This window comes from Micromonospora polyrhachis, from assembly GCF_014203835.1.
Lineage (GTDB): Bacteria > Actinomycetota > Actinomycetes > Mycobacteriales > Micromonosporaceae > Micromonospora_H > Micromonospora_H polyrhachis.
This window is the reverse complement of record NZ_JACHJW010000001.1, coordinates 1,929,723-1,947,560: the sequence shown is the minus strand read 5'-3', so window position 1 is coordinate 1,947,560 and position 17,838 is coordinate 1,929,723. Positions and strand designations below refer to the sequence as shown.

The window sequence follows — 17,838 nt, the reverse complement described above, 5'->3', positions numbered from 1 at the left end:
CGAGCAAGGGTAGTCCACCGTCTACAAGGGAGAACAGGTATGCCGAAGCTTGGCATCGCCAAGGATTTTCTGGCCGATTACGCCAAGCTGCAAAAGCCCATACAGAAAGCCGTCGATGCAGCGATCGAGAAGTTCGCCGAGCACACCCACGCCGGCCTGCATCTTGAGAAGCTGGCCAATGCAAAAGACTCGCGGATTCGCACGATCCGGGTCAACCAGTTCTATCGGGGAGTCGTCCTTGCACCCGACAGTGGTGACGAGTTTCTGCTGCTCACAGTGCTACCGCACGACGATGCCAACGCGTACGCGGTCAGCCGCCGATTCACCGTCAACCAGGCGCTCGGCGTGCTTGAGGTCCGTAACCAACAGGCCCTCGACGGCATCGAGCCCGCACTACGCCAGGCCGCCAAGGAAAGCCCGACCCTGCTGTTCGCCAAGGTCAAGGACGCCGACCTGGTCCGGCTCGGTATCGACGCCGACATTTTGCCACTCGTACGGCTGCTGACCACCGAGGCGCATCTGGAAGCGCTGGCCAATTTGCTGCCCACCCCGCAGTACGACGCGTTGACCGGGCTGGCCGCCGGAATGAGCCCGGAACAGGTGTGGGACGAGGTCAGCGCCTATCTGCCCACCGGCACGCCGCCAGAAGAAGTCGACGCGGACGATCTTGCCGCTGCTGTCGCGCGTACCCCCGACCGCTTCGTGCTCGTCTCCGGGCCGGAGGAGCTGGCCCAGATCCTGGCCCACCCGTTCGACGCGTGGCGGGTCTTCCTGCACCCGGCCCAGCGGGAGATCGCCCATCGCCCGTCGTACGCCGGACCGGCGCTGGTCACCGGCGGTGCCGGCACCGGCAAGACGGTGACCGCGCTGCACCGAGCCGTCTTCCTCGCCCGGCGGGCCGAAGCCGGAGCCTTGGCCGCCGACGACCGAAACGACGGCCCGGCCGCACCCTCGATCCTCCTGACGACCTTCACCCGCAACCTCGCCGACGCCCTGGACCGCCAACTCGGCACTCTCACCGACGATCCGTCGACCCGTGAGCGGGTCGAAGTGCTCAACGTCGACCGGCTCGCCTACCGGGTGGTCGCCGAGGCGCTCGGCCGGCAACCCAACGTGGTCGACCAGCGAGAGTTACGGCAGCTCTGGGACACTGCCGCCAAGGCCACCGGCGGAGCGTTCACCGGGGTCTTCCTGGAACGTGAATGGGAGCACGTCATCCTCGCTCAGCGGCTGCGGCAACCGGCCGAATACCTCGCCGCCCGTCGGCACGGTCGAGGCAGCCCACTCCGTGCCGAGCAGCGCCAACAGGTGTGGGAGGCGATCCGGCAGGTCACCGACAGTCTGCGTCAGCGTGACCAGCACACCCACCTACAGCTCGCCGACCAGGCGGCCCGCCTCCTCGCCGAGCGGACGACGCGGCCCTACCGGCACGTCATCGTCGACGAGGGGCAGGATCTGCACCCGGCACAGTGGCGGCTGCTCCGGGCGGCGGTCGCTGTCGGGCCCGACGATCTGTTCATCGTCGCCGACCCGCATCAGCGGATCTACGACAACCACGTGTCGCTGGGCAGTCTCGGCGTCGGCATCCGGGGACGCAGCCGGAAACTGACCATCAACTACCGCACCACCCAGGAGATCCTGGCCTGGTCGGTGCGGCTGCTCACCGGGCTCACCCCCACCGGGCTGGACGACCAGCCCGACAGCCTGACCGGCTACCGATCACCCATCCACGGTCGCCGTCCCATCGTGCGGTCCCACTCCGACCGGGACACCGAGTACGGGCAGCTCGCCGACCAGATCAGCCGGTGGCTCGACGGCGGGGTGGAACCGCACGCCATCGGGGTGGCGGCCCGCAACGGCCACCTCGTGCGGGCGATCCGCGACAAGCTCGGTGCGGCCGGCATCCCGGTCAGCTCCACCACCGCCAGCAAGACCAATGCGGTACGCGTCGGCACCATGCACGCGATGAAGGGCCTGGAGTTCCGCTGTCTCGCTGCCGTCGGCGTCGACGCGTCGACCGTACCGGCCAAGGCCGCCGTGACCGCCGCCAGCGAAGACCCGATCGCCCATCAGCACGACCTGCAACGCGAGCGATGCCTGCTCTTCGTCGCCTGCACCCGCGCCCGTGACTCGCTCTACGTCTCGTACGTGGGCCACCCCAGCCCCTTCCTGGCAACCATCTAGACCCCCGGTTCCCGACTCGCAGAGGGACAGCATGCAGGCGCAGACGCTCACCCCCGCCAAGATCTTCGGCCTTGACGTCCGGCACGTCATCCCGCTCTTCCAGCGTCCCTACGTCTGGACCGAGGAGGATCAGTGGGCACCGCTCTGGGACGACATCAGTAGGGTCGCCGAGCAGCTGCTGGAGACGCCCGTGGGTTACGGAACCCCGAAGGTCGTCCCACACTTCCTCGGGGCCATCGTGCTCGAACAGCCGCTCGTTCAGAGTGGCTACATCCTGGTGCGAAACGTGATCGATGGGCAGCAGCGGCTCACCACCCTGCAACTCCTGCTCGACGCCGCCCAGTGGGTGACGGAGCAGCGCGGCACGACCATGGACGCCCAGGCGTTGCGAGTTCTGGTCTGCAACAAGCCCGAGATCGCGGCGCAGCCGTACGAGGTCTTCAAGGTCTGGCCGACCGACCGCGACCAGGAAGCGTTCCAGGCGGCCATGGACAACGCCCTGACCGTCCCACCCGCGCTCGCCGACGCCGCTGTCGCCCGAGCCCACGCCTTCTTCGTGACAGTGATCGAGGATTGGGCGGAGGTCACCGGTGACCCGGCCAAGGCGGCGGCTCGGCTCACCGCCCTGACCCAGACCCTGCGGGACCATCTCAAGATCGTCGTCATCGACCTCGAACCCGGCGACAACGCCCAGGTCATCTTCGAGACGCTCAACCACCGTGGCGTGCCACTGTTGGCGGCGGATCTGATCAAGAACTTCGTCTTTCAGATCGCCGAGGCGCAGAAGCTCGATGTCACGGACCTCTACCGGCGACAGTGGCGAAAGCTGGACACCGACTACTGGCGGCAGAAGCTCTCCCGGGGCCGGCAGTACGTCCCGCGCATCGACATCTTCGTCAACTATTGGCTGATCGAGCGGCTTCGGACCGAGGTGCCGGCCGACCGGATCTTCGTAGCGTTCCGTGATCACCTGATGGACGAGCAGCCGGACATCGAGAAGCTGCTGGCGGAGCTGTCCCGCGACGCGGACAACTATGCCTCGCTCGACACCTGGCCGGCGGACTCGGCGGTCGGCCGCTTCCACTACCGCGTCATTCAGGCGATGGACTCGGCGGTGGTGACCCCGATCCTGCTCTGGTTGTTGCGCTGGTCGGCGGCGGAGCTGCCACCCGCCCAACGGGACAAGGCCCTCGATGCCCTGGAAAGCTGGCTGGTCCGGCGGGCGATATGCCGGCTGACCAGCAAGGACATCAATCGCCTGATGCTGGATCTGCTGCGCGAACTGCACTCGTCCGGGCCGGCCCTCGCCGGCGACGTGACCGAGCGGTTCCTGAAGTCGCAGAAGGCGGACTCCCGATTCTGGCCCAGCGACATCCAGGTGATCGACGCCCTTCAGGACATGCCCATCTACAAGTCACTGCTTCGGGCCCGGCTTCGGATGTTGCTGGAAGCGATCGAGGACCGGCGGCGTACGGACAAGAGCGAGCACAGCGCATGCCCCCGCAACCTGACCGTCGAACACGTCATGCCCCGCGCCTGGCGGGAACACTGGCCCGCTGTGGTCGGGGTCACCGAGGCCGAGCGTGATGTGCTGATCCACACGCTGGGAAACCTGACCCTGGTCAACAAGAAGCTCAACCCGGCGCTGTCCAACCGGCCCTGGACCGACGAGGAGGCGCAAGCACGCGGGCTCGGCAAGACCGGCAAGCGCAGTGAACTGCTGAAGCACGCCACGCTGAAGACCAATGTCGATCTGGTGGTCGGTGCGTCGGAGGTGTGGAACGACGATCTCATTCGCGCCCGTACCCACGAGCTGGCCCAGGTGGTCGTCGACATCTGGCCAGCGCCGAGCAGCATCGCGGCGGCGCAGGTGTCGCTGGCCGCCGCCGAGAAGGACGCCCTGCCAGTTGTCGCGAAACCGTCCGGTCCCGAGGACACCGGGGGTAGGTATCGACCGCTCACCGACTGGTTGCGCGCACAGACAGCAGACTCGCTGCTGCTGCGGTTCGAAGAGATGGAAGACATCCTTGACCTTCCGGTGCCGCAGGCTGCCCACGACCCGAGTGAGTGGGATGCGCCTGGCAACCCGCTGGGCGGGGCGATAACGGCGGCCGGGTTCAAGCTGAGCGTGGTGGAGCCCGCTGCGGAGTGGGTCGTGCTGATCAGAAAGCAGTGACCGAGTCGAATCGGGCGCGTGCACGTAGCGGGGCCAACGGAAGAACCCTGCCCATTCTCGATCGCCATGTCCCCCGTGCGAGCTACACGCAGATGTCCACTGTGCGGTGACGATTTCGGGCGGCTGATTTTCTAGCGTCTAGGTAGCTGCGGCGCTCCGGCCGCAGACCTCCCGAAAGAGTCATCATGCGATTTTTGAAGCAGCTTCTGGCCGTTGCCGCGGTCACCTTCGTCGGTGGCAACATCGTCGGTGCCGTGCAGGGGATTCCCCTTCTTACGCTGCCACTCGGTATCGCCACCGCCGTGCTCGCGGTGCTCACCTACGCGTGGGTGGTTCGGCGGACGGAACGCCGCGAGCCCACGGAGGTGGCCCTGGCCGGAGCCGTCGCCGCGACCCGCCGGGGAGTGCTGATCGGTGTCGGGATGTGCGTTGCCGTCATCGTCAACATCGCGCTCGTCGGCGACTACCAGGTCAACGGCATGGGGTCGGTGATGGGCATGTTGGGGCTGTTCGGCTTCATGGCCGCCGCCGCCGTGACGGAGGAACTGCTCTTCCGTGGTGTCCTGTTCCGCATCGTCGAGGAACGTACGGGCACCTGGATCGCCCTGATGCTGACCGGCGCGATCTTCGGCCTGGCGCACCTGTTCAACCCGAACGCCAACCTGTGGGGTGCGATCGCCATCGCGGTCGAGGCCGGCTTCATGCTCGGCGCCTGCTACGCCGCCACCCGCAACCTGTGGGTGCCGATCGGACTGCATTTTGGCTGGAACTTCGCCCTGGCCGGGATCTTCGGTGCCGAGGTTTCGGGCAATGACACGGCGAAGGGGCTGCTGGACGCCGCGACCTCGGGTTCGACCCTGATCAGCGGCGGCAAGTTCGGGCCGGAGGCGAGCCTGTACGCGGTGCTGGCCGGCGTGGTGCTGACCGTCGTGTTCATGCGGCTGGCCCGCCGCCGCGATCGCATCGTGCCGCGCCGCCGCGCCGCCCGCGTCGACCCGACCGCTACGCTCGTCAAATGATCGACCTCCGGAGCATCCCGGACCGGTGGCGTCGGTGTGACGTCACGGTCCGGGATCTTCCGGCCGCTCTGCTGCTCGCCGTCGTATCGCTCCTGCCGGTGCTGAACGACAATGGGACGCAGCTCGGCAACCTGCCGAATCGCCCGTTCGACGCACTGGCCCTCGTGGCGGTCGCCCTTGAGTGTCTTCCGCTCGCGGTGCGCCGGCGGTGGCCAGTTGCCTGTCTCGCTCTGGTATCGCTCGGCTTCGCCGTCGAACAGCTCCGCGGTTACTACACGGTGGCGACCATCGCGTTGCCCATCGCGCTGCTGAGCGCGGGCGTTCACGTGGAACGTCACCGCCGGACCGTCGCTGTCCTGGCCTCCGTGGCGTACGTGCCGCTGGCAGTCGCGCTCGACCAACTCGGGGCGGGTGAGACAGTGGCTGAGTACGCGACGTTCTATCTGGTGCTGGCCATCGCGTGGGGCGCCGGGGGGTGGCTGCGGCTGTCCCGCGTCGCCGAGGCCGAACGCCGCCGGCACCTCGCCGAGACCACCCGCGCCGCAGAACGCACCCGCATCGCACGTGAACTCCACGACATCGTGACCCACCACGTGACGGCCATGGTCGTCCAAGCCGAGTCGGCACGCTACCTGACCGCCGTGCCCGACCGCCTCGACCAGACCCTGACCGCGGTCGCCGACACCGGCCGGCGGGCCATCACCGACCTGCGGCACCTGCTCGACCTGCTCAACCCGGACCACGGCACCGAGCCGCGAACGCAGACCGTCGGCGAACTCCACACCCTCGTCGAGCAGACGCGGCAGGCTGGCCAGCCGGTGGAGTTCACCGAGGAGGGCCGTCCCCAGGAGACGGCTGGCAGCGCCGAGGTCGTGGCCTACCGAGTCGTACAGGAGGCGCTGACAAACGCTCTCAAGTACGCCCACGGCAGTCGTACCGTGGTCCACGTGCAGCACACCGGCAGGGAGATCACTGTGAAGGTCAGCACCGACGGCTCGGGTTCGCGCGCCGCATCACCCGGTGGGAGCGGCCGGGGCCTCGCCGGCCTCCGCGAACGGGTCGGCGTGCTCGGTGGTGAGTTCAGCGCGGGCCGGCGGCCCGACGGGGGCTTCGTCGTCCAGGCCCGTATCCCTGCGGGAAGCGTGTCATGACCGCGCCGATCCGCGTCCTGGTCTGCGACGACCAGGCGCTCATCCGTACCGGATTCGCCACCATCATCGACGCCCAGCCCGACATGGAAACAGTTGGCGAGTGTGGCGACGGGCGCGCCGCAGTCGACCTCGCCGGCCGGCTGAACCCGGACGTGGTGGTGATGGACGTGCGGATGCCGGTGCTCGACGGTATCGAGGCAACCCGTCTGCTGGCCGGCACCGGCGTGGCGCATCCCGTCAAGGTTCTCGTGGTAACCACGTTCAACCTGGACGAGTACGTGTACGCGGCGCTGCGTGCCGGCGCCAGCGGGTTCCTGCTGAAGGACGCGCCACCCGCCCAGCTCCTACACGGCATCCGGACCGTCGCCACCGGCGCGGCGCTGCTCGCCCCCGAGGTGACGCGCCAGCTCGTGGGCAGGTACGCCGCGCGCATCCGGCCCGTCGAGGGCGCACCGGACAAGATTCCGTTGGCCCCACGCGAACTGGAAGTTCTTCGTCTGATCGCCGACGGCCTCTCCAACAGCGAGATCGCGGCGACGCTGGTGATCAGCCAGGAGACCGTCAAGACGTACGTGTCGCGCATCCTGACCAAGCTCGACCTGCGTGACCGCGTGCAGGCGGTGGTCTACGCCTACCGGCGCGGCCTGGTGACCTGAGGCGTCATGCGCTCGCGCTCACGTGCGCTCCTGGTAACCGCCCAGGAGTCAGCGCAGTAGGACCGGGCCGGCGTCGATGCGGGTACGGAACAGTGCGTACGGCTTGCTTCGTAGGTCCTGTCCCCGCTGGTACTTGGCCTGCCGGTGCAGTTGGTTCGCGGTGACGTAGAGGTGCCGGTCGGCGGCGACCGACATGGTGTCCGGCCAGAGCAGCCGTGGATCGTGCACCACCGTCTCGTACTCCCCATCGGGTCGCCGGCGCACGACGGCGTTGTGCTCGTACGAGGTCAGGTAGAGGCGGCCGGCGTCGTCGGTCTCCAGTCCGTCCGCGCCACCGCCCTTGTCGCCCTCGTCGACCACGGTGGTGGCGACCTCGGCGTCGGCGACCGACCGGTCGGCCAGCGCGTCGGTGGCGACGCTGTACCAGTGGCGGGAGGCGAGCGGGCAGTAGTACAACCGGGAGCCGTCGGCGGCGATGGCGATACCGTCGGAACCCATGGTCACCGGTTTCGGCGGGCCGTCGGCGGGGCGTTCCAGGAACGGTCGGCCCTCGACCACCGGGCGGAACGTCGACAGCGGCTCGGCCTTGGTCGACGGGTGCTCGTGCAGGCGTCGCCAGGACTCGCCGGAGGCCAGGTCCACGACGATGATGCCGTTCGGGCCGGAGTCGGCCGAGTCGGTGATGTAGGCGACCCCGGCTGGCCCGCGACGCAGGTCGAAGCGGACGTCGTTGAGGTACGTCGTCTCCAGTGCCACGTCCGGCGGGAAGGTGATGACCTGGGCCACGGTGTCGGTGCCGAGGTCCACGCAGACCAGTTTCGGCCCACCGGGGCGGGTGGGCTGGAACATCGGACTGCCGGTGTCCAGGATCCAGAGCCGGTCGGCGGGATCGACGACGATGCTCTGCACCGAGACGAGCGCGTCGGCGTCGTCGTCCGAGGTCGGGGAGTTCCATCGTTCGTCGGGGAAGGCGATTTCGCGGCCGTCGCGCAGCTCGACCACGGTCGCCGGCACCTCGTCGCCCCACTTCGGGAAGTTGACGAAGATCCGGCCGGTGTGCGAGACACTGACCCCGGTCGGCATCGCACCGTCGAAGGCGTGTACGAGTTCGAGGCTGCCGACCGGCTCGTCGGTCGCCGGACCGGTCGCACCAGGACCGGTCTCAGCGTTGGCTGCCGGGCCGGTCATGCCAGTGTCCGCGACACGGTCGTCGGGCCGGTCATGCGAGGGCCCGTAGCCGGTCGGCGAGTTCGCGCTCGAAGAAGTCGATGAACCCGTCCGGGTCGGGGCCGGCGTTCTGTAGGACGAGATGGTCGAAGCCGGCCTCGGCGTACTTCCGCACCGCCTGCACGTGCCGTTCGACGTCGGGACCCACCGCGAACTGTTGCCGGATGTCGTCGTCGGTGACGGTCCGGGACGCGGCGTCGAAGTTGACCGGGTTGGGTAGCTCGCTCATCACCTTCCACCCGGTCACCGACCACCGGCTCGTTTCCCAGGCCGCCCGTACGGCCTGCTCCTCGTCCGGGGCCCAGGCCACCGCGACCTCGGCGTACCGGGGGCCGGTGCCGCCAGCGGCACGGTAGTTGTCGACCAGGTCGGGCTTGGGCTCGGTGGCGAAGAGCCCGTCACCGAACTCGGCGGCCAGCTTGACCGAGGCCGGTCCGCTGGCGGCAACCGCGATCAACGGCAGCCGGTCGGGCAGGTCGAACACCCGGGCGTCCTCCAGACGCAGATGCTTGCCCTCGTACGACTGGTATCCGCCGGACCAGAGCCGCCGGATGATCTCCAGCGCCTCCCGGAGCAGCTCGTGCCGGCCGGAAGCGTTCGGAAAACCCTGCCCGACGACGTGTTCGTTGAGCCGTTCCCCGGAGCCGACGCCGAGGACGAACCGGTCGTTGGAGACGATCGCCAGGGTCGCTGCGGCCTGGGCGATGATCGCCGGGTGGTAGCGCACCGTCGGGCAGGTCACCCCGGTGGCCAGGCCGATTCGATCGGTACGCGCCGCGATCGCCCCGAGCACCGTCCAGGCGAACGGTGAATGCCCCTGTACGTCGAGCCAGGGATGGTAGTGGTCGCTGATCTCCACGAAGTCGAAGCCGGCCTGCTCGGCTCGGACCGCCTGGCGGATGAGTTCCGTTGGTCCGAACCCCTCTGCCGCGAGCTTGTAACCGATTCGCATGCCGTCCCTTCCCGCCGACTCATGCGGCTCTTTCCCTTCCGCTAGCTTTGTCCCTTCCCATCCCCTAGCCCGGCAAACCTCGCACCACGCCGTGATCCGCCCGCACCACGCCGCGATCCGCCCCGCGGCGTGACCCACGCCCGCTTCTCTCGTACCCCCGGCATAGGCTGCGCGCGGTACGGAACACGGGGGAAGGGGTCGCATGTCCAACCAGGTCGCGCTGCTCAGGCTGGTGGCACAGCGGATCGCCGGTCCCCGCCTGGCCGGCGCGAGCGAGGTGGTCCGCTGGATGACGGCTCTCCAGGCGCAGGACTACCCCGGGGTGCTCACCTCGATCGCCCTACGTAGCGCCGCCAACAGTCGGGCATCCGTCGAGGCCGCCTTCAGTGCTGGCGAGATCGTCAAGTCGTGGCCGATGCGCGGCACCCTGCACGTCGTACCGGCCGAGGACCTGTCCTGGCTGCTGGAGTTGTTGACACCCCGGGTGATAGCCGGCGCGGCGGCCCGCCGTGCCCAACTCGACCTCGACACCGCCACCTTCGAACGGGCCCGCGAGTTGGCCGCCGAGGCGTTGACCGGCGGTCGGCAGCTACGACGGGACGACCTGCTCGCCGCATGGCGGGCGGGGGGACTGGTCACCGAAGGCCAGCGGGGCTACCACATGCTGTGGCAGCTGGCGCAGACCGGAACCCTCTGCTTCGGCCCGGTACGCGACGGCGAGCAGATGATCGTCCTCGTCGACGAGTGGATCCCCCAGCCACGCCGCCTGGAGCGCGACGAGGCGCTGGGCGAGCTGGCCCGGCGCTACTTCCAGAGCCACGGCCCCGCCACCGCCAAGGACTTCGCGAGGTGGACCAATCTCGTGGCGGCCGACGTCCGGGCCGGGCTCGCGCTCGCCGCGCCGTACCTCGACCGTCTCAGCGTCGACGGCGTCGAGCACTTCCTCGATCCCGGTACGCCGGATCTGCTCGCCGCCGCCCGATCCGAGGCGAGTGGGCTGTTCCTGCTGCCCGGCTTCGACGAGTTCATCCTCGGCTACCTGGACCGTAGTGCGATGTTGCGGAGCGAGTACGCGCCGCAGATTGTTCCCGGCGGCAACGGAGTGTTCCGATCTACGGTGGTCAGCGACGGTCAGGTCGTCGGCACCTGGAAGCAGACGGGCCGGGGAGCGAAACGGACCCTGGCGGCGACACCCTTCGAGTCGTTCTCCGGCGAGATGACCGAGGCGATCCACGAACGCTACGCCGCACTGCCCTAGGCGTCCGAGCCGGCCGATAGCACCGCCCAACCCCACCAAGCTTCAGGCGATCATGGCGTTGACCAGGAAATTTGTGGCACGTCCGGACCGTAGACGGGTGATTGTCCAGGGTGCTATCACTGTGGTGAGGAGATAACCGCGGCTCTCGATTCCGATGATGGCCGCCGCATCTCGGGACGACACCCACCGCGTGAGCGCGTGAGACCAGCTCCGGAACACCGCCGTAGCGGCGCTGGCCGGAGAGGACGATGGGATGATCCAGCACTCGATCCGTGATCGGCGGGCACACTGATGCGTCCTGTCCAGATCGTCTCTGGTCGGCACCCGTTCGAGATCATGGTGCTCGTCGCCGCGCTGCTCTGCGGCATCCTGTTGATCGTCACCGACATCCAGCCGCCGTCGATCAACATCGCCATGCCACCCTTCGTCCAGGCGACCTGGGAGCTTGGCCTGGTCCTCGTCGGTGTGGGCGGTCTACTCGGGATCACCTGGCCCGGCCATCTGGTGACCGGGATCGGGATCGAACTCGGCGCGATGGTCCTGCTCGGCACCACCACCGCCATGTACTCCATCGCGGTCTTCATCGTCAGCGGCCGGCCGGCGCTGGTCGCCGGTGCCTTCATCGGCGCGGTCGCCGTCTCGTCCCTGTGGCGATCCCTGCAAATCCTGCGTGACCTGCGCAAACTGACCAACGCCAGCGAGCAGAACGTGCTCGCCGAAGTGGAGTTGCTCGTGGAAGGAGATGACCCATGATCGGGGCAGAATCCGCCCCATCCGGCCCCATCTGGGTGCAGACACTGATGACCACGGTCGCGGTGCTCGGAGGCACCGGGGGGATCGCGGCGGTGGCCACCGTGGTCACCCAGCGCCGCAAGTTCAAGGCCGACACCGCAGACGTACTGACCGACACCGCCCTGACCCTGATCGACCCGCTACGGGCCCGGGTGGCCGACCTCGAAGCCGAGACGGCTCGGGCCCGTCAGCAGGCGATAGCCGCCAACAGCGAGATCAGCGAGCTGCGGGCCGCCGTACATGAGATGACCATGGTGATCCGCCGGTGGCGGTCGGCGATCCTCACCCCGGACGTGACGATCGAGGAGCTGCGGCGGATCGTTGCCAGCAGCGATCCCTCGGTGCACCGGGACCATCACACCTGACCGTCGCGGGATGGTTGACTGGCCCCGGTGGTCGGCATCCGACCGGTGCCGGGTCCGACCCGCTGCGCCAGCCGGCCCCGCGCGACGGTACGAGGCCCCGCGCGACGGTACGAGAGGAGCGCCGCGGCGACGTGTCGAGGACACTGCGGGTCAGTACCCGGAATGCGAGCTTTCAGCAGTGGCAGGCGTTGCTGACCAACCGCACCAAGCGGCAGCGAGCCGGGGAGTTTCTGGTACAGGGCGTACGGCCGATCACCCTGGCCGTCGAGCACGGCTGGCACGTTCGCACCCTGCTCTATCCGGACGGTCGACAACTGTCCCGGTGGGCACGGGACCTGCTCGACCGGGTCGGCGTCACCCGGGTGGCGATGGACCCGGAGCTGCTGGCCGAACTCGGCGGCAAGGACGAGGAACGTCCGGAGCTGGTGGCGGTCGTCGCCCAGCCCCCGGACCAACTGAACCGGATAACTACCGGTAGGACGACCACCGGTACGACGGCCAGCGGCGGGACGACCACCGGTAGGACGATCCCCACTGGGCGCTCGCCGGGGCGGACCGGCGACGGTGACGACCTGCTGGTGGTCGTCTTCGACCGGCCGACCACCCCCGGCAACATCGGGACGCTCGTCCGGTCGGCCGACGCGTTCGGTGCCTCCGGCGTGATCATCACCGGCCACGCCGCCGACCCGTACGACCCGAAGGCGGTACGGGCGAGCACCGGCTCGCTCTTCGCCGTACCGGTCGTCCGGGTGCCCGGACACCGGGAGGTGCTGGACTGGGTCGACTCGCTCGCCGACCGGCACCCCTCCATCAAGATCGTCGGAACGGACGAGCACGGCGAGGTGGAGGTCGCCGACCAGGATCTCACCGGCCCGCGGATCGTGCTGATCGGCAACGAGACCCATGGGCTCAGCTCCGCCTGGCGGCAGGCCTGCCACCGGATGGTCCGCATCCCGATCACCGGTGCGGCCAGTTCCCTGAACGCCGCGACGGCCGCCACCGTCGTGCTCTACGAAGCGGTACGACAGCGGTCCCGTTCGAACCGGAACGATACGGGGAACGCTGCCCTACCCGGGACCGGTAGGGCAGCGTTCCCGTCCGGCCCAGGGCCGGTGGGCCAGCGATCCTGATCGACCCCGGGACCGGGCGGGACCACTGGTATGTCGATCAGCGGGCGGTCACCTTCCAGGCCCGCGTGACCGTCTGCTCGATCCGGTTGCCGTCCCGATCCCGAGCGGTGACCCGGATGGTGGCGAACTGCGCCCCGGCCGGTGCCGCCGGCATGGTCGCGGTGACCGTGTCGCCGCCCAGGGTCGACACCTTTCGCCAGGTCGCCCCGTCGTCGTACGACACCGCGACCTCGACGCCGAACCGTCCCCGGCCGGTGGCACCGGGCTGGTAACCGGGGTGCAGCACCAGCGGGTACGGCCGGTCGGCGCGGACCGCGTTGGTCAGGTCGGTGTCGATGTCGTAGCCGACCTGGAGCAGCGGTAGCACGCTCGGCTGTTGGCCCTTGGGCCGCTTGGAACGGAACGTCCACGTCGTCGAGGTCGCGGTGGAGGTGGTCCACCAGGCCGGACCGTCGAACCTGTCCCGCTGTACGTCCAGGGTGAGCCGGTATTCGGCCGACCCGCCCGGCACCACGAACTGCGCCGACGAGGCGGTGCTGTCGCCGACGACCCTGCCGCCCCGGCGCAGCATCAACCGGCTCCGGTCGGAGCGGCCGTCGACCCAGCCGTACTGGCTGCCGTCGCCGTTGGCGTACTGAGGCACGGCCACCCGGATCACGTCGTGCGCCCGGTTCGCCGGCACGCCGTACGCGTAGCTGGCCAGGGTCTGCGGCATCGCCGGACGGGTCAGCGCCGGGAACCACACCTCGCGGACCCGGTCACCGGGCTTGAATGCGCGCCGTGGGCCGAACATGGCACCCGCCTGCTGGCCGGGGCCGATCGAGTTGATGACCGCGGTGCTCTGCCAGGTGACGTCCTGGGTGTTGACCCAGTCGGTACGCCGACGCGCCTCGGTGACCACCCGGCTGAACGAGAACGCCGTGCTCACCCCGGTCGGGTAGCCGGCCCGCGACTCCTGGATCCGCATCCCCGGCGCGTGCTCGTGGAACTCGGTGTCCACAGCGGCCAGCCGCAGCTCCTTCGCCGTGTAGTGCGGATCGGCGGGCACCCGCTTCGGGTCGGTGAGCAGCAGGTCGTACTGGTAGGGGGAGTGGGCTGTTCCGGTTAGCGTGATCGTCGTCGCGCCCCTGCCCAGCCGGTCACGCAGCCGGCGACCGTCGTCGTGGCTGATGGCGTACGCCGGGGCCGACGCGCCGAACCCGGAGGCGAAGAGGCGGTCCGGGGTGTCCGGGGCGAGGAGCACCACCCGGGCACCGGCCGCGCCGGCAGCCCGGAGCCGCTCCTCGACCGGTTCGCCGTTGACCGCCCGGAGCAGCACCGCCGCGTCCCGGGCACCGACCTTGGTCAACTCCTCGGGAGTGCCGTTGCCGCCGTCCACCAGCCGCAGACTGTGTCGGCCGTCCAGGGCGGGTGCGTCGTCGAGCAGGAGCGCATCCCGCAGCATGGTGTCGTGTGAGCCGGTGACCGTAGCGGTCAGCGGCGGCGCGGTCAGGTCCCACCGGGTGAAGAACTGGAAGGTGCCCACCGACACCGGTCGGGTCGCCGCGACGTACGCGCGGCGCACCTGGTTCGGGTTGTACGACATGCCGCTGATCCGGGACCGGTTGCCGGCGGTGCGCTGCCAGCTCAGCCCCAGTTTGGTCATCGTGGTCGGATCCGGGGTGTCGATGACCAGTTCCTTGGCGGTGCGCGCGTCGTAGCGCAGGGTCCGGTCGCCGGTGACGGTCAGCTCCGGGTCGCCGAGCACCGTGACGTCCTTGGCGTCCTCGACGGCGTCGACGCTGAGCAGGTAGGTCAGCACCGCGTACCGCCCGGCGGGCACCTCGACGGTGGCCGGCACCCCGTTGCGCAGGTGGGCGTAGTAGCTCTCGCCACTGTCCAGGTTCCACAGTTCGGCCCGGCTGCTGAAGCCATGTGGTGCCCGACCGTCCCGGTCGACCCCCTCGATGGTCAGGGTGTGGGTCGGGGGAGTCAGGTGGAAACCGATCGGGGTACGCAGTTGCCGACCGCCGCTGCGGGCGGTCAGCAGCCCGGCGTACAGGTTGGGGGTGGTGGCGGCGGTGTTCAGCCGTACGGTGGCGGTGGCCGCGCCCCCGGCGGGGATGGTGAGCCGGGCCGGGGTGACGGTCAGCGCGGCCCGGCGGGCGGTGGCCCCCACCTCGCTGGCCTGCGCGGCCAGGTCGACGGTGACGGCCCGGCGACCGGAGTTGCGATAGGTGACCTTGGTGGTGCGGGCGGGCGAGCCGGCCGGGATCTTCCCCAACGACACGGAGGCGACGTCCACACCGATCTCCTGGCCGAGCGCGGCCGGTACGTCCACCCGGCCGGCGCCCTGCTCCCAGACCGACGCGTCGGCCGGCTTGGCGCTGCTGACCAGGGCGGCCTTGAGCTGGTCGGCCCGCCAGTCCGGGTGCCGCTGGGCGAGCAGCGCCGCCGCGCCGGCCACGTGCGGGGCCGCCATGGAGGTGCCGGACATCGCCGTGTACGAGTTGTCGGCGATCTCACCGAGGGCGGTACCGGCGGCGCGGGCGGCGATGATGCTCACCCCGGGGGCGGTGATCTCCGGCTTGATCGCGCCGTCGCCGAGGCGCGGTCCCCGGCTGGAGAAGTCGGCGGTCTGGTCCTTTCCGGAGACCGCGCCGACGGTCAGCGCGCGGTCCGCCGTGCCGGGCGTGCCGATCGTCTGTAGGCCGGGGCCGGTGTTGCCGGCGCTGACCACGAACAACGCACCGGTACGGGAGGTCAGCGTGTCGACCGCCTCGGTGAGCGGGTCGGGCCCCTCGAACGCCTCCGCACCGAGGCTGACGTTGACCACCCGGGCACCCTGCTCGACCGCCCACTCCATGCCGGCGATCACCCAGGACAGATCGCCCGTGCCGCTGCCACCGAGGACCTTGCCGACCAGCAGTTCCGCGCCCGGGGCGACGCCCTTGCCGCCGAGGCGTCCGGCCCTGCCGCTGCCGGCGATGGTGGCGGCGACGTGCGTACCGTGACCGGAGCCGTCGGTAGCGTCCGGGTCGGTGGTGAAGTTCGCCGCCGTGGTCACCCGGCCAGCCAGGTCCGGGTGGCCCGGGTCGTAGCCGGTGTCCAGGACGGCGACCTTGACGCCCTTGCCGTCGTAGCCGGACTTCCACGCGGTGGGCGCGCCGATCTGCCCGACGCTGCGGGTCAGGTCGGCCCGCACCTGCCGGTCCAGCCAGATCCGGCCCACCCCGGCGGCGAACGTCTGCGCGCTGGCAACCGGGGCCGGCTGGTCGGGGACGATCGCCGACCAGAGGTCGCGGGCGTTGGCCTTCTCCCCGGTCACCGCCACCGCGCCGATGCTGGACAGTTCCCGCGTACGGGTGGTGCCGGCCGGGGCCGACGGCACGGCGGCCCGCGCGCCCGGTGCCCCCGGGGTGCCGGTGACGAGCAGCGGCAACGTCGAGCGGGCCGCGTCGTGGTAGCCGTCGGCCACCAGGTCGGTGATGTTGAACAGCGCCGGGTCGAGTCGCCCGGAGGTCACGTAGGGCAGCGCCTCGTCCGGGGTGACATAGACGTCGCCGTCGTGTTCGGACAGTTGGAAGCCACGGCTGCGGATAGCGCTGTCGTGGTCGACCTCGGCGACCTGCCGACCGTCCGGAAAGGTGGTGAGCTTGACCACGTCGCCGGTGATCAGCGTGACCGTGTGTACGGCCGCAGCCGGTCCGGCGGACGGCGGTGGCACCGTTGCGCCACCGGCTGGCTGGGCGTTTGCCGGCATGCCGGTGGCAGAGACCGCGGCGGCGACGGATACCGCGACAGCTATTACGCTGCGCAACTTCTTGGACACGAATAACCCCTTGACGTGCTGGTCAGGTACCGAGCAGCGTCACATTTCGTGACCATGGGGGTAAAGGATCTCGGGCCAGCGCAGCTGCGCCATGACGCACTTGCGCCAGGTGCCCGATCGCAGGCGTCTCGGAGTGGGCAGTCGTGCTGAGAACGGTGGGACTGAGCGCGGCGGAGGAGGCCACCTATCTGGTGCTGGTCCGCCACGGGGCCGCCCCGGTGGCGCAACTCGCCGACCGGGTCGGGCTCACCGTGCCCCAGGTACGGCGGGCCGTCGCCACCCTGGAACGCGAGGGATTCCTGCACCGTACGCCGCCACCGCAGGAGCGGATCGTGCCGGTGCCACCGGACCTGGCCGTCGAACAGTTCGTCCAACGTCGGTACGCCGAACTGGACCGGACCCGGGAGGCGGCACACCGGCTGGCGGCCGAGGTCAGCAACCGGTCGGCGGACCGGCGGACCGAGGAGCTGATCGAGATAGTGTCCGGTCGGGCCGCCGTGGGCCGGGCCTTCCACCGGGTGCAACGGACCGCCCGCGAGGAGATGCGGGTGCTCGTCGCGCCGCCGTACGCGGTGCCCAAGGAGGTCAACCCGACCCAACTGGACCGGGAGGCGGCCGGCGTCACCTACCGGGCCGTGTACGACGCCACCGCCCTGGCGGACGTGGAGTTCGCGGCCAGCGTGGCCACCCACATCCGCTCCGGCGAGCAGGCCCGGATCGTCGACACGCTACCGACCAAACTGGCCGTCGCCGACCGGGAGTTGGCCCTGTTGCCGCTGGCCTGGACCTCGTCGGCGCATGACACCGCCCTGCTGGTCCACCCCTGTGGACTGCTGGACGCCCTGGTCGCGCTCTTCGAGACGGTGTGGGCGCAGGGCACCCCGCTGTCGGTGACCGGCGTGGCCGGGCTGACCAGTGCCGAGGCGATCTCCGCCGAGGACCAGCACCTGCTGTCGCTGCTGGTAGCCGGCCTCACCGACGAGGCGGCCGGTAGCCGGCTCGGCATCAGCCGGCGGACCGTCGTACGTCGGGTACAGGGGTTGATGGAGCGCACCGGTTCCCGATCCCGACTGCAACTCGGTTGGCAGGCCCGGGAACGGGGCTGGCTCTGACCGCC

General features: G+C 69.8%; 13 protein-coding genes. 10 read left to right on the top strand and 3 right to left on the bottom strand.

The features are described from left to right. The first annotated feature begins 39 nt into the window (after positions 1-39). The 5 genes from FHR38_RS07955 (at position 40) to FHR38_RS07935 (ending at position 7,186) form a co-directional block, all read left to right on the top strand. Positions 40-2,184 (top strand): UvrD-helicase domain-containing protein, encoded by a 2,145-nt coding sequence (locus tag FHR38_RS07955; RefSeq protein ID WP_184534065.1) that lies wholly within the window; start codon positions 40-42, stop codon positions 2,182-2,184. Positions 2,185-2,215: 31 nt separating this feature from the next. Then, a complete protein-coding gene (locus FHR38_RS07950) occupies positions 2,216-4,360 on the top strand; it encodes a DUF262 domain-containing protein (RefSeq protein ID WP_184534064.1) in 2,145 nt (714 codons plus the stop codon). Between the two features lie 185 nt (positions 4,361-4,545). Next, positions 4,546-5,379 carry a CPBP family intramembrane glutamic endopeptidase gene (locus FHR38_RS07945; protein ID WP_184534063.1) on the top strand — a complete coding sequence of 278 codons (834 nt, stop codon included), beginning with the start codon at positions 4,546-4,548 and terminating at the stop codon, positions 5,377-5,379. Continuing rightward, positions 5,376-6,530 carry a sensor histidine kinase gene (locus FHR38_RS07940; protein WP_184534062.1) on the top strand — a complete coding sequence of 385 codons (1,155 nt, stop codon included), beginning with the start codon at positions 5,376-5,378 and terminating at the stop codon, positions 6,528-6,530. The genes FHR38_RS07945 and FHR38_RS07940 overlap by 4 nt, the downstream gene beginning before the upstream one ends. Continuing rightward, positions 6,527-7,186: a response regulator gene (locus FHR38_RS07935; protein ID WP_184534061.1), complete on the top strand. Its 660-nt coding sequence runs from the start codon at positions 6,527-6,529 to the stop codon at positions 7,184-7,186. The genes FHR38_RS07940 and FHR38_RS07935 overlap by 4 nt, the downstream gene beginning before the upstream one ends. A 48-nt stretch (positions 7,187-7,234) precedes the next feature. On the opposite strand, the gene FHR38_RS07930 is transcribed toward FHR38_RS07935, so the two are convergent. Together FHR38_RS07930 and FHR38_RS07925 are read right to left on the bottom strand one after the other, a co-directional pair. Next, the gene (locus FHR38_RS07930) at positions 7,235-8,374 is read right to left on the bottom strand and encodes an L-dopachrome tautomerase-related protein (RefSeq protein ID WP_184534060.1); all 1,140 of its coding nucleotides are present in this window, start codon (positions 8,372-8,374) and stop codon (positions 7,235-7,237) included. 31 nt (positions 8,375-8,405) lie between these two features. Beyond that, complete coding sequence (locus tag FHR38_RS07925) at positions 8,406-9,365, bottom strand: TIGR03557 family F420-dependent LLM class oxidoreductase (RefSeq protein WP_184534059.1); 960 nt, start codon at positions 9,363-9,365, stop codon at positions 8,406-8,408. Positions 9,366-9,567: 202 nt separating this feature from the next. Between FHR38_RS07925 and FHR38_RS07920 the strand changes: the two genes are divergently transcribed. From FHR38_RS07920 to FHR38_RS07905, 4 genes are all read left to right on the top strand, one after another. Next, a complete protein-coding gene (locus tag FHR38_RS07920; protein WP_184534058.1) occupies positions 9,568-10,623 on the top strand; it encodes a winged helix DNA-binding domain-containing protein in 1,056 nt (351 codons plus the stop codon). Between the two features lie 291 nt (positions 10,624-10,914). Next, positions 10,915-11,376, top strand: coding sequence for a hypothetical protein (locus FHR38_RS07915; RefSeq protein WP_184534057.1), 462 nt, complete (start codon positions 10,915-10,917; stop codon positions 11,374-11,376). Continuing rightward, positions 11,373-11,780 (top strand): hypothetical protein, encoded by a 408-nt coding sequence (locus FHR38_RS07910; RefSeq protein ID WP_184534056.1) that lies wholly within the window; start codon positions 11,373-11,375, stop codon positions 11,778-11,780. The genes FHR38_RS07915 and FHR38_RS07910 overlap by 4 nt, the downstream gene beginning before the upstream one ends. Before the next feature lie 131 nt (positions 11,781-11,911). Next, a complete protein-coding gene (locus FHR38_RS07905) occupies positions 11,912-12,910 on the top strand; it encodes an RNA methyltransferase (RefSeq protein ID WP_184534055.1) in 999 nt (332 codons plus the stop codon). 37 nt (positions 12,911-12,947) lie between these two features. Here the strand turns inward: FHR38_RS07905 and FHR38_RS07900 are convergent, their stop codons facing one another. Beyond that, a complete protein-coding gene (locus tag FHR38_RS07900; protein ID WP_184534054.1) occupies positions 12,948-16,721 on the bottom strand; it encodes a S8 family serine peptidase in 3,774 nt (1,257 codons plus the stop codon). Positions 16,722-16,864: 143 nt separating this feature from the next. Here FHR38_RS07900 and FHR38_RS07895 point away from each other — a divergent pair, with 143 nt between their 5' ends. Further along, entirely contained in the window at positions 16,865-17,833 is a 969-nt protein-coding gene (locus FHR38_RS07895; RefSeq protein ID WP_184534053.1) for a helix-turn-helix domain-containing protein, read from the top strand. Positions 17,834-17,838 lie beyond the last annotated feature (5 nt).